We start from the raw sequence: 12,440 nt of genomic DNA, 5'->3' as shown, positions 1-12,440 counted from the left end.
TGCTGTTGCGCAGGCCATGCAGTCATTTCGTAACCTTTTCGTGTCCCGGATCACGGCCTGAATATGCATGATCCGGGCAAAACGGGGGAAACCAAGGCGAACCTGCAGATTATCCGACTAATCTGCAGTCCAGGGCTTGCATGTTCGCTGCACAGGAGGCGGGGGTCATGGATCTCGAAGCAATCAAACAGATCGAGCAGCTCAAGCACCGTTACTCACGTGCTCTCGACACGAAGTCGTGGGTGGAGTTCGCCGACACGATGGTTCCGGACGTCACGGCGACGTACAGCGAATACCTCACGTTCGATTCCCGTGACTCATTCGTGTCCTTCCTCGAGAACACTCTCGGGACCCACGTCATCACGGAGCATCAGTGCGGCCAGCCCGAGATCACCGTCACCGGTGACACCGCGGTAGGGGTGTGGTTTCTCGCGGACACCACGCTGATTCCCGAGGACGGCATGCTGTTGCGCGGCTCTGCCTATTATCACGATCGTTATCTTCGGTGCCCCGACGGGAACTGGCGGATCACGCACACCGGCTACGAACGCACCTGGGAATCGGTTGCGGCGCTCTCCGATTTCCCGAGTTTCCGGCTCACCTCCAACAAGTGGGCGATGTTGCAACCTCCGGCGTCCGCCTGAGGGAGCACACTGGGAACCGACCCACACGGACACTGGGAGGTGACGATGGCTCCGGACGTCCCCGTTCCCGGCGCGCTGCCGTACCTGACGGTGCGGCGGGGTGTCGAGGCCATCGAGTGGTATTCCAAGGTGTTCGGCGCCGAGGTGGTCGGTGAGCCGATCGTCATGGACGACGGCCGGGTCGGTCATGCGGAACTGCGGTTGCCGACCGGCATGATCTATCTCGCCGAGGAGTTCCCCGAGATGGGCCTGACCGCGCCGGAATCCGGTTCGACGTCCGTGAGCCTGATGTTGTCCGTCGACGACCCCGATGCCGTCCTGGTGGGGGCCCGCGACGCGGGCGGCAAGGTCGAACGGTGGATCTCGGAAGGTCACGGACACCGCAACGCGACACTCATCGATCCGTTCGGTCACCGCTGGATGCTGGTGGGGCCGACGGATCCGGCCGCGTCGGCCTGAAGGTCCGGGCCGCGGCTACTGTCGGCACATGCCGACCACACCCGACCGTTCGTCGTTTCCGGACACCCGCGCATGGATTCGCGCCCTGCCCGCACTCGGCGGCGAGACACCTCCGCCCGTCGACACGCTTCCGGATGCGCCGACCACACTGTTTCTCGACTGGATCACGCAGGCCGCAGCGGCCGGAGTTCCGGAACCGCACGCGGCTGCGCTGTCGACCGTCGATGCCGAAGGCAATCCGGACGCGCGTTTCCTGCTCCTCAAGGACGTCACGGAGCAGGGTTTCTGGTTCTCGGGTGACACTCGCTCGCCGAAGGGTCGTGAGCTGGCCGCGAATGCCGTTGCGGCACTGTCGTTCTACTGGCGAGAACAGGGCAGGCAGGTGAGGGTGCGGGGGTCCGTCGTCGAAGGCGATCCGGCACTCTCCGCCCGCGACTTCCGCGAACGGTCGGTGACCGCCAGGGCCGTGGCCGCCGCCAGCCGGCAGAGCGAGGTCCTGGACGATCCCACCGAATACGAACGTGCCGTCGCGGCGGCGGTGGCCCGCATCGACGCCGACCCCGACTTCGTGTCGGGAACCTGGCGGGCATGGTGCATCGTCCCCGACAGTGTCGAGTTCTGGCAGGCGGATGCCGGGCGCAGGCATGTGCGCCAGCTCTACCGCCGCGAGTCCGAAAAGTGGATCCGCGAGGTGCTGTGGCCCTGACCGCGCCCGGCGGCGGGGGTCAGCGCGCGGTCGCGGACGGCGAGCGCAGGTCGACGACGATCGACTGGCCGTTCAGCTTCGCATGGATCTCGGGGCGCTCGAACCCGGCTGCGACGAGGTACTCGCCGAGTAGCTCCAGCAGTTCGTCGGCGTCCACGGTGGGATCGGCGGAGTGACTGCTCGCCGACGCGAGGTGCTCCTCGAGCAGTTCGGTGTGTGCAAGACGGCCCGCGACTCGCACGGCTGCCACTCCCATCGCGTTGCGTCGCATGACGGTGCGTCCACGAGACTCGGGCGACGCCGTCGCGTCGGACGCCTCGGCCGGCTCCTCGGTGCTGTGTGAGCCCGAGCTGCGCGTCGGCAGCGGGAAGGTGAACGTCTCGGCGGAGCTGGTCGTGGACTTGCCGTTGCCGTTGCTGCCGGTCAGCCCGCCGGTGCTCGGTTCAGCGAAAGGGGAGTCCGTCGCCGAGCTCGTTCCGGCGGAGCCGTTGCTGCCCGATCCGTTGGGGGAAATGCCGTTCTCCATCGTGTCGCTTCCTGCTCGTGGCCAAACGGGTACCGCGCAAAGCCCGTCAGTGTGCTCGATTCGACCTGAAAGCTACCAGGAGGGTCCGGCGGGCCGCACACCTCGACGGCTCACCGAACCCCCTCGGCCCTCAACTCCCGGGCCCAGGCGGACGCGTGCTTCGTGAGCACGCCGGCGATCCGCTCCAGCTCACCCGGGTACGACGCGACCTCGGCGGGCATGGACACGCTGAGGGCGTCGGTGGCGGGGATGCGGTAGGGCACGACGGTGGCAATGCACACCACGCCGACCGTCCCCTGTTCTCGTTCCAGGGCCCACCCACGGTTGCGCACCTCGCCGAGTTCGGCGACGAGGTCGTCGACGTCGACGATGGTGTTCTCGGTGAAGCGTTCGAGTTTCGCGGGCAGCATCTGCCGGACCTCGCTGGTCGTGAGCTCGGCGAGCAGGGCCTGCCCGAGCGCGGTGACGTGGCACGGCAGTTTGCGGCCGACGCGGTGCATGCGCCGAACCTCGACCTTCGATCCGCGGCTCGCGAGGTAGATGACGCTGGCCTCGTCGCGCCGCGCGAAGTGGACGGTGTGACTGACCTCCGACCGGAGCGCCTCGAGCACTGCTGCTGCCCTCGAGACGACCGAGTCCTTGTCGAGGTACGACGTGCCTGCGAGCAGGGCATGGGTGCCGATGCCGTAGCGCGACCCCGACTCGTCGGCTTCGATCCACCGCAGATCCTTGAGCGTGCGCAGGAGAGCGTGCAGGCTCGAGCGCGGATACTTGCACGCTTCCTGCAATTCGCCGAGGCTCATCCGGGTCGGTGATGCGGCGAGCGTCTCGAGGATGTGGATGGTGCGCTCGGCAGATTTGACCGGTTGGGATTCCGGCGCTGCCCCACGCATGTCTTCTGTCACCATGAAGACACTATCTCTCATTCTGAACGCGATATCACCTACTGACCCGTGTTCGGTGCCGGCGACGCGGCGCACTCAGTACTCCGCGACGAGGTTGGCCGCGATGTACTCGAGATCGATGTCCTCGCCGAGGCCCGGTCTCTGCGGCATCGCCACCATGCCGTTCTCGTCGACGGGGTCGACGATGGACTTCAGATGCGGCGGCACCCAGTCGTAATCGACGTGCGGGTGCAGCAGGCCGCGCTCGTACCACTGGACGTTGTTGCCCGCTCCCACGAGTGCGAGGTTGGGGGCGCCGTTGCCGTGGATCTCGCACTCGAGTCCGAAGCCCTCGGCCATGTGCATCGTCTTCAAGGCCGGTGTGATGCCACCACCGTTCATGGCCCCGACGCGCAGGATGTCGCACGCGTCGTTCGCAATCCAGTCGGCACGAGATCGATGCCGGCCCGGGGTGGTCTCGGGTCCGATCACCGGGGTGTCGATCTGGTCGGCGAGCCACTTGTACGAGCGCAGCGAGAACTCGTCCATCGGCTCCTCGAACCAATCGAACTTCAGCCGGTCCAGCTCGCGACCGAGCTTCAGAGCGTCGGTGCGCGAGTACCAGTGGTACCCGTCGAGCATCAGCGAGAAGTTCTCGCCGACGGCATCACGCACCGCGGCACACGCGTCGATGTCCCGGGTCAGGCTCGGGGAGCCCGGTAGCGGAGGCATCCACGTGTGCAGCTTGATGCCCTGGTAGCCCCGCCTCTTCAGCGCGACCGCGAAGTTCGCGTAATCCTCCGGGGTGGCCAGGCCGCCTTCGATGTCGTCGCCGCACATGGTGCTGGCATACGCCTTGATCTCGGTGCGCGCACCGCCGAGCAGCTTCCACACCGGCGTGTCGAACTTGTTGCCCACCAGGTCCCACAATGCCTGGTCCAGGTAGCTGCAGCTGTGCTCGGGAAGTTCGACCGCCCGTGTGCGCTGACGGATCGCGAACTTCTTGTCCATCGCCTCGCGTGCCAGCGGATCGGCGCCGATCAGGACAGGCCGGAAGTGCTGCTCCACCTGATCCTGCCGAAGGTAGTTCGGCTTGCCCAGAACGTAACCGCTGACGCCGTCGGAGTCGGTGATCCGCAGGAGCGCCCCCGTCGAAGGCACGGACGGGCCGGGATGGCGATGACCGTACGAGTCGACCGAGGTGCGTGCCTCGGTCTTGAAAACCTGCACGGCGACTTCTGTGATCACGCTGGACATGATGATTCGCTTCCTGTTCGAAATCTTCTACTTGCCCTGGCGGGCGATGTACTTGGCCATGGAGCGATCGAGTTTCTCGGCGAAGTCGTCGGCGAAATCCTGTGCGCTGAGCTGCCCGATGAGCACCTTCTGCCACTGACCGAGCATCTGCACCTGAACGATCTTCCCGAAGTCGGGGAGGTAGTCCGGAGGCGTGACCAGTACGGTTTCCGGGTCGTCCAGTGCCGCGAGCGCAGCCTGCACCGACTGCATGTTCGCGAACTCGGGAGCCGAGCGCGCAGTCTTGTTCACCGGGATCTGTCCGACGCGCTCGTTCCAGTACGCCTGCGATTCCTGGGATGTCATGAACTCGACGAACTTCCACGCCGCGGCCTGATGCCGGCTGCTCTTGAACACGGTGTACGACGGGAACGGGTCCGTCATGACGGTACGCTTTCCGTCCTCGTTGCGCGGCAGCGCCACAGCTCCGGCCTTGTCGCCGAGAGCCTTCTCGTGGTTGCTCAGCGAGCCGAGGTTGTGCTGCATCATGGCCACCGAGCCGCCGCCGAAGCTCGCGACCATCTGCGGGAAGCCGTTGTTGACGTCGGCGGTCGGGGTGTCGACGTCGTAGAGCGCTGCGAAGCGTTCGATGGCGTCGACCATCTCGGGACGGTTCAGCGTCGATTCGCCGTCTTCGAAGAAGCTCTCGACTCCGGTGCTGGCGAACATGTACTGCAACAGTGGGTAGATCGATCCGGCCCCGCCGCGAATCGTGAATCCGTAACGGCCGTCGTCCTTGTCGGTCAGAGTCTGTGCGGCTTGGTAGAACTCGTCGTAGGTGTCGGGGGGTTCGATCCCGGCTTCGGCGAACCAGTCGGCGCGGTACCAGAGGGTGGCGTTGTTGCTGGTGTAGGGGAGACCGTACAGGTGCTCGCCACCGCCGGATTCACGCGCCGACTCGAGAATTCCGGCGTCGTATTCGTCGTGCTGCGGTGACGCCGCCACGAAGTCGTCGAGTGAGATGACGGCGTTCTGGGCGACGAGCGGGGCGAGGTAGGCGGTCGAGACGATCCCGAGATCGGGTGCCGAACCGCCGGCGAGCGCGGTCTGGTACTTCTGCTGGGCGCTGTCCGACGGCAGGCCCACGTATTCGATGTCGATGCCGGGGTTGGCGGTCTCGAATCGCCGGATGAGCTCCTCGTACAGCGGAGTGCGGTCCGGACCGGCGTTGTTGTCCCAGAAGGTGAGCCGGGCGTTGTTCGGGTCGCCGAGGGCGCCGTCGGGAAGTGAGGTTTCGGAACTGCAGGAGGCGAGCACGAGCGTGGCCGCCGCGCCTACCAGGGTGGTACGCAGGAGCGTTCGCCGGTTCATGGGGGTCCTCTTTTCGAAAGTCATGATCAGCCCTTGACCGCGCCGGCGCTCAGGCCCTGGACGAGGTACTTCTGGATGACGGCGAAGACGGCGACGACCGGCACCGCGGCGATCAGACCGCCGGCGGCGAGAACTCCGAAGTCGACGTTGTAGGAGCCGATGGTGTAGCTGAGCCCGACCGGCAGGGTGAACTTCTCCTGGCTGCTGATGAACATCAGGCCGAACAGGAAGTTGTTCCAGCTGCCGATGAAGGCGAACGATCCGACGGCGATCAGGCCGGGCCGCAGCAGCGGCAGCATGATGATGCGGAACGCGCGCAGGCGTGAGCAGCCGTCGACCATCGCGGCCTCTTCCAGTTCTACCGGAATCTGCGCGATGAAACCTGCCATCAGCATGGCGGCGAGTGGAAGCTGGAACACGGTGTCGGCGATGATGAGGCCGGTCAGATTGTTGACGAGGTTCATCTCGCGGAACACCTGGAACAGGGGGATGAGCAGCATGGCGCCGGGCACGAACTGGCTGCAGAGCAGCGCCATCACCAACGGGATCTTGGCGCGAAATTTGAAGCGGGCCAACGCATATCCGGTGGCCAGTGCGACGAACGTGGTCAGGACGAGCGACAACGCGGCAACGATGAGGCTGTTCTTGAAGAAGAAGCTGAAGCCGAGGGTGTTCCACACGGTGTCGAAGTGCTCGAACGTGATGGGCCAGGGGAGCATCGAATTCGATCCGGCGGGCCGGAAGGCGAACACGATCATCCAGTAGAAGGGGACGAGGGTGAACAGCAGGTACAGCGCGAGCGGCAGTCCGACGCTGAACAAGCGCGGCTTCGTCTTGTGTACGCGCAGCTTCCCGGTGGTGTCCGGCTCGGACAGCGCAACGGCGGGACGATCGGTGGTGGTGGTCACGACGGTCAGACCTTCTCACTGTTGAACTTGCTCAGGCGCAAGTAGAGGATCGAGCAGAACAGCAGGATCACGAATGCGACCGTGGTGAGCGCCGAGCCGTATCCGAAGTCCTGGGCAGTGGTTGCGAGCTGTGAGACGTACAGCGGCAGTGTGGTGGTGACGTCGGCCGGGCCACCCGCCGTGAGGGTGTACAGCAGATCGACGTTGTTGAACTCCCACACACCGCGCAGCAGCGTCGACAAGATGATGACGGCCTTCAGGTGCGGAAGGGTGACGAAGCGGAACCGCTGCCAGCGGTTGGCGCCGTCGACGTTGGCGGCCTCGTAGAGGTCCTTGGGAGCGCTCTGCAGTTCGGCCAGGATGAGGATGGCGAAGAACGGCACCCCGCGCCACAGCTCCGCGACGCCCGTCGCCCAGAACGCGGTGTCCGGATCGGCGATGGGAGCGGCCGTGCCGTCGCCGATTCCCATGTTTGCGAGAAGCTTGAAGAGGCCGGTCGACGGGTTGTAGATGAGCAGCCAGATGCCGGTGGTGAGAACGCCGGACACCGCCCAGGGGGAGAACACGAGAGCGCGGGCCAGGCCGCGGCCCCGGAACACCTCGTTGACCAGCAAGGCCAGTCCGAGTCCGAGGATCAACTGGAACACGACCTGAAATCCGACCCACTTCGCGGTGGTGACCAGGCTGGTCCAGAAGAGGGAGTCGGCGAACATCAGCCGGAAGTTGTCCAGGCCGGCGAAGCCGTTGTCCCACGGCGTCGTCGGGTTGTAGTACTGCAGGCTGTAGTAGAAGACGCTGCCGACCGGGTAGAAGATGAAGACGGCCAGCAGGATGACCACCGGTGCGATCAGGATGTAGGGGGCAGAGGCTCTGCGCCAGGCCGGTCTGCGACGGGTTCGACCGGGAGAGGCCGGCGCCGCCGGCGCGGACTGCCCTCCTGGCCGGGGGGAGGTGGTGGTGACCATGGTGCACGCTCCGAAGTTTCGGTGCCGGTCGCGCCGGCGGGTCAGGGGATTGTGGCTACTGCTGCTGAGGCGAGATCACGGGGGTGGCTCGTCAGCGTGGAAAGCGAGGGGAACGACGCGGTCTTCGGCCTGCCCGGGGCACTCGGTGTGTGTCAGGGGTTCCCGTGGCGGCCATTGCGCGTCACGTTCATGTATGTGAACTCACGTCCTCTATGTGAATTGTCGAACTCACTATGACGGCAGTCACAAGGTCTGTCAAGGGTGACCGCCTAGGCATTGCGGACGAGCCACTCGGCGGCCTCGACCTGCATTTGTGCCGAAAACCGGTGTCCGCCTGCGAACCACTGCGTGGTGAGCGCCTCGGACCCGTCGTACCCGCGCCGCAGCACGGCCTCGGAGTCACGCATCCCCTGCCGGCCGAAATGGGAGTCGTCCAGCGCGAACTGAACCAGCAGCGGCCGCGGCGCATGGCACGCGGCGATCTCGGGCCAGTCGCACACGGCCGGCAGGCCCGGAGTGATCATCAGCCACGTCGTATCGTCTGCCCTGCCGTCCGCGACATCCGCGAAAGTGCTCATCATCGCGGTGATCACCCCCGCTCGCAGGCGTGTCGAACACGCCAGCAGGTGTGCGACACGAGCGCCGCCGCCCGAGAATCCCGCGGCCGCGACCCTGTTCGGATCGACGCAGTCCGTCGTGAGGAGCACGTTCAGCGCCCGAAGGTCCTCGGCGACGACCTTGCCGGCCAGTGAGGTGCCGGTCAGGGCGGCGGCTTTGGCAAGGCCGTGTTCGTGCTCGCGGGCGGCCGCGTCGTATCGGCTCCGACGGATCCCGGGAGTGTCCGGACCGGGTGGGAATGCGGCGTATCCGGCTGCTGTGGCCCGGTCCGGTAGTTCCGGCCAGGGCACGCGCCGGCTACCCCACGGAAACACGTCGTGGACGAGTACCACGAAGCCCGCGTGCACGAGCGCAGTCGCGACTGCCCTGCCGTCATAACCGCGGGTCCGGAGTTCGCGAATGCCCGGTGGGACTCCGTCGGGACCGTCCGCCACCTTGTCCTTGCCGTAGAACTTCACGCCGTCGTGCGCGTGCATGAGCAGCACGGCCGGACGAGCCGTGGTCTCGCCCGGGTGGTCGGGGCGCAGGAGCCAGCCCGCGGTGTCCGGACCGTCGTCGCCGGCGGCCCAGGTGAGTTCGCGGCCTGCGACACCGTGTCGACTCCACGACCTGCCGTATCGCACGTCGGGTGTGCCCACCGTGGGTTCGTCCGTCACGCCGAGGACCTCGCGAACGGCGTCGCGACGCGCGTCCGCCGGGGTCGGTCGTGGACAGCCGGCCGAAAGGTGTGTTCCCATGTGTGAACTCCGTCTTGTCTATCGAACTCTGTACTCGAACCGTTTGAGGGGACCCGCATGTCCGGAAGAACAGTCGACCGCATCGTCGCGCACGCGTATCCGTGGGACGTGCTCGGTGATCCGCACTTCGTCGACCGAGCGCGCACGCTCGGGGTCGCCGAGATCTCGCTCGCCGCCAGCTATCACTCGACCCGCGCGGCAACCCCGTTGCATCCGGCCCACAAGGTGGTCGACGCGCATCACGCCGCGCTGTACCGCCCCATCCGGCCTGCGGCGTGGGACGGACACCCGGTCACGGCCCGGGCGGCGACGTGGGGCGGATCCGAGGATGCGTTCGCCGATGCGGCTCGCATCCTGATCGACGCGGGCATCCGCGTGAACGCATGGATCGTTCTGTCCCACAGCACAATTCTGGGGCACGCGCATCCCGACGTCACCGTCGTCAATTGCTTCGGAGACCGCTACCCGTACGCGCTCGCGCCCGGGCATCCGGACATCGTCCGCTACGCCCGCACCCTGGCGGCGGAGTCGGTCCGCGGTGTCGACCTGCACGGGGTGTCGATCGAAGCATGCGGACAGCTGGGGATCGCCCACGTCGGCCCGCACGAGAAGACGGACGGCGCATTTCCGGGAATCGGCGACACGTTGATGTCGATCAGCTGCACCGAACGGGAACGCGCACTGTGGGCGGAGCGGGGCGTCGATCCGGACAAGATGACCGCGAAGCTGCGTTCCGGCGTGGACGCGCTGGCCATGGGGACGCTCGCTGCGGACGCCGCGATCACCGACGTCCTCGGCGAGGCGGAGGCCGACGCGGTGCTGTCCGTGCGCCACGCGGACGCCGATGCGCTCCGGGGTGCGGTGCTCGGCGCCGTACGTGCGGAGATCCCGTCGGCCCGCGTCACGCTGCACTGCCACCCGAACCCCTGGAAGACCGGGCCGTCGCCCGCGCTGACCTCGGCTGCTTCGGGAGACGTCGACGCCGTGCTCGTCTCGGCCTGGCCGGGGACGGCCGAAACCGTCGCCGTCACGAAGGACACCCGGGCGATCGTCGGAGAGACCGTCGACGTCGGCGCTTACGTGTCGGTGTTGCCGCCGAAGAATCTCGACGACGTGAGCGGTCATGTCGCGGCCACGGTCGCGGCCGGAGCCAACGAGCTGCACCTCTATCACCTCGGGTTGGTCAACAAGGTGCAACTCGACGCATTGGGGCGCATCGTCGGCGACCACTCCCTCTGACGCATCGGGGGTGGGCACCACCGCTGGTGCCCACCCCGGCTCGACGTCAGCGCATCCGTTGTCCGAGCGGGTGATCGCAGAACGCGCCGCCGACACGCTGGAGGATCGGGTCGTCGAAACTCCATTCGTGGTCGGCCAGGAACTCGTCGGCGAACACCTCTGCGTCGTCCTGGGGTTCGTACCCGATGGCTGCGCCCTCTGCTGCGGACCACCAGCTGCGCGTGTTCCGCGAGATACCCCACACGGTGTGAAATCCCTTGGCGGAGTCGGACAGTGCGGCCTCGATCAGGCGAGCGGTGTCGGCCGGTGACATCCAGGAGGCGAGACCGCGGTAGTTGGGCGGCCGGTCGAAGCTCGAGCCGATCCGCAGGTTGACGACGTCGATGCCGAAGCGATCGTGGTACAGCCGGCCTAGCGCCTCGACCGCTGCCTTGCTCCAGCCGTAGAACCCGTCCGGACGCGGCGGGACGTCGCCGGGCAGCGGGTTCGAGCCGGCTTCCGCGTGTGTCCAGAAGCCGACGGCGTGGTTGCTCGACGCTGCGATCACGCGCGTCACGCCGTGTGCGACGGCGGCCTCGAACACCGCCTGGGTGCCGTCCACGTTGACGGACAGAATGTTCTCCCACGAGTCCTCGGTGCTGAGTCCGCCCAGGTGAAGTACGGCGTCGACGCCGTCGACCGCAGCAGCGACGGCCGCGCGGTCGGTGACCGAGCCCTGGACGAACTCCTCGTGTTCGGGGTCGGTGTCGGTGATGTCGGCGATGTCGAACAGACGCAGTGTGCGGCCGGGCTTGCGGAGCAAGGGTCGCAGCATCTCGCCCATGTTTCCTGCGGCGCCGGTGATCAGCAGACGCGAGGCGGTGTCGGTCATGTCTTCTCGTACCTCTCTGGGGGTAAGCCTTGTAATGCACATCACGGTAGTACATACTTCGAAACGAAGTCACTATCTTGACGAAGATTCACGTATGTGAACAAATCACGTGCTTCGTACTCCCACTCGGATCGTCCGGCACGTTCCTGCCGGTGAAGGGACCACCCACCATCATGGCAACAGTCGCATTCCAAGGCGTCACCAAGTTGTTCCCCGGCGGCGACAAGGCCGCCGTCGATCACCTGGACCTCGACATCGAGGACGGCGAGTTCCTCGTCCTCGTCGGACCGTCCGGCTGCGGCAAGTCGACGTCCCTGCGCATGCTCGCGGGACTCGAAGACGTGGACAGGGGCACGATCGCCATCGGCGGCAACGACGTCACCGAGTTCCAGCCGAAGGACCGTGACATCGCCATGGTCTTCCAGAACTACGCTCTCTACCCGCACATGACGGTGGGCGAGAACATGGGCTTCGGCCTCCGCATCGCCGGTGAGGACAAGGCCGAGATCAAGCGTCGCGTCCAGGATGCCGCCAAGATCCTCGACCTCACCAAGTTCCTCGACCGCAAACCCAAGGCCCTCTCGGGTGGTCAGCGGCAGCGAGTTGCCATGGGACGCGCCATCGTCCGCAAGCCGCAGGTGTTCCTGATGGACGAGCCGCTGTCCAACCTCGACGCCAAGCTACGTGTCCAGACCCGTGCGCAGATCTCGGCGCTGCAGCGTCGTCTCGCCACCACCACCGTCTACGTGACGCACGATCAGGTCGAGGCCATGACGATGGGTGACCGCGTCGCCGTCCTGAAAGACGGAGTGCTCCAACAGTGCGACACTCCGCGCCGCATGTACGAGCACCCGAACAACGTCTTCGTCGCCGGTTTCATCGGCTCGCCCGCGATGAACCTCCTCGAACTTCCCCTCGTCGACGGCGGTGTCAGCTTCGGCGGCTCCGTGGTCCCCGTCCCGCGTGGTGCGATCGCGGGCATCGGCGAAAGCTCGGTCACGCTCGGTGTGCGTCCGGAGGATCTCGTGATCACCACCGGGAGTGGACTCGACGTCACCATCGACGTCGTCGAAGAACTCGGCGCCGACGCGTACGTCTACGGCCAGGCGGACATCCACGGGCGCAAGCAGCCCATCGTCGTTCGTGCCGACGGTCGCATCCCGCCGAGGCGCGGAGAGGTGATCACCCTGTCGTACGCGGCAGAGCGCACCCACCTGTTCTCCACCGTCACCGGTGAACGACTCGTCGACTAGTCGCGACCCAGCTCTTCGACTGC

At 66.3% G+C, this 12,440-nt stretch carries 13 protein-coding genes; 5 read left to right on the top strand and 8 right to left on the bottom strand.

Going from position 1 to position 12,440, the window contains the following annotated elements; all coding sequences use genetic code 11:
* Positions 1-167: 167 nt before the first annotated feature.
* The 3 genes from OYT95_RS08165 to OYT95_RS08155 are packed head-to-tail and all read left to right on the top strand — an operon-like array spanning position 168 to position 1,809.
* Positions 168-644 carry a nuclear transport factor 2 family protein gene (locus OYT95_RS08165; RefSeq protein ID WP_009478940.1) on the top strand — a complete coding sequence of 159 codons (477 nt, stop codon included), beginning with the start codon at positions 168-170 and terminating at the stop codon, positions 642-644.
* 45 nt (positions 645-689) lie between these two features.
* Positions 690-1,103 carry a VOC family protein gene (locus OYT95_RS08160; RefSeq protein ID WP_005238756.1) on the top strand — a complete coding sequence of 138 codons (414 nt, stop codon included), beginning with the start codon at positions 690-692 and terminating at the stop codon, positions 1,101-1,103.
* A 28-nt stretch (positions 1,104-1,131) separates the two neighbouring features.
* Entirely contained in the window at positions 1,132-1,809 is a 678-nt protein-coding gene (locus OYT95_RS08155) for a pyridoxine/pyridoxamine 5'-phosphate oxidase (protein ID WP_005238757.1), read from the top strand.
* A gap of 19 nt (positions 1,810-1,828) precedes the next feature.
* Here OYT95_RS08155 and OYT95_RS08150 read toward each other — a convergent pair whose 3' ends face one another.
* The 7 genes from OYT95_RS08150 to OYT95_RS08120 form a co-directional block, all read right to left on the bottom strand.
* Complete coding sequence (locus OYT95_RS08150) at positions 1,829-2,335, bottom strand: hypothetical protein (RefSeq protein WP_037243851.1); 507 nt, start codon at positions 2,333-2,335, stop codon at positions 1,829-1,831.
* Between the two features lie 110 nt (positions 2,336-2,445).
* On the bottom strand, positions 2,446-3,243 hold the full coding sequence (locus tag OYT95_RS08145) for an IclR family transcriptional regulator (RefSeq protein WP_052033786.1): 798 nt from the start codon (positions 3,241-3,243) through the stop codon (positions 2,446-2,448).
* A gap of 72 nt (positions 3,244-3,315) precedes the next feature.
* On the bottom strand, positions 3,316-4,476 hold the full coding sequence (locus OYT95_RS08140) for an enolase C-terminal domain-like protein (protein WP_037243853.1): 1,161 nt from the start codon (positions 4,474-4,476) through the stop codon (positions 3,316-3,318).
* A 27-nt stretch (positions 4,477-4,503) separates the two neighbouring features.
* Positions 4,504-5,826, bottom strand: coding sequence for an ABC transporter substrate-binding protein (locus tag OYT95_RS08135; RefSeq protein WP_037243855.1), 1,323 nt, complete (start codon positions 5,824-5,826; stop codon positions 4,504-4,506).
* 26 nt (positions 5,827-5,852) lie between these two features.
* Positions 5,853-6,734 (bottom strand): carbohydrate ABC transporter permease, encoded by an 882-nt coding sequence (locus OYT95_RS08130; protein ID WP_037243858.1) that lies wholly within the window; start codon positions 6,732-6,734, stop codon positions 5,853-5,855.
* Positions 6,735-6,739: 5 nt separating this feature from the next.
* Positions 6,740-7,699 carry a carbohydrate ABC transporter permease gene (locus OYT95_RS08125; protein ID WP_268791156.1) on the bottom strand — a complete coding sequence of 320 codons (960 nt, stop codon included), beginning with the start codon at positions 7,697-7,699 and terminating at the stop codon, positions 6,740-6,742.
* Between the two features lie 269 nt (positions 7,700-7,968).
* Positions 7,969-9,054: a hypothetical protein gene (locus OYT95_RS08120; protein ID WP_128639373.1), complete on the bottom strand. Its 1,086-nt coding sequence runs from the start codon at positions 9,052-9,054 to the stop codon at positions 7,969-7,971.
* A gap of 57 nt (positions 9,055-9,111) precedes the next feature.
* Here OYT95_RS08120 and OYT95_RS08115 point away from each other — a divergent pair, with 57 nt between their 5' ends.
* The gene (locus tag OYT95_RS08115) at positions 9,112-10,293 is read left to right on the top strand and encodes a hypothetical protein (RefSeq protein WP_128639372.1); all 1,182 of its coding nucleotides are present in this window, start codon (positions 9,112-9,114) and stop codon (positions 10,291-10,293) included.
* Between the two features lie 46 nt (positions 10,294-10,339).
* Here OYT95_RS08115 and OYT95_RS08110 read toward each other — a convergent pair whose 3' ends face one another.
* Complete coding sequence (locus tag OYT95_RS08110; RefSeq protein WP_037243863.1) at positions 10,340-11,164, bottom strand: NAD-dependent epimerase/dehydratase family protein; 825 nt, start codon at positions 11,162-11,164, stop codon at positions 10,340-10,342.
* Positions 11,165-11,337: 173 nt separating this feature from the next.
* On the opposite strand from OYT95_RS08110, the gene OYT95_RS08105 reads away from it, so the two are divergent.
* Positions 11,338-12,417 (top strand): ABC transporter ATP-binding protein, encoded by a 1,080-nt coding sequence (locus OYT95_RS08105; RefSeq protein WP_037244246.1) that lies wholly within the window; start codon positions 11,338-11,340, stop codon positions 12,415-12,417.
* Positions 12,418-12,440 lie beyond the last annotated feature (23 nt).

The sequence above is a fragment of the Rhodococcus sp. JS3073 genome (assembly GCF_026810085.1).
GTDB classification, from domain to species: Bacteria; Actinomycetota; Actinomycetes; order Mycobacteriales; family Mycobacteriaceae; genus Rhodococcus_F; species Rhodococcus_F wratislaviensis.
Note: the sequence above shows the minus strand (reverse complement) of the source record. Positions and strands in the feature narration are given on the sequence as shown.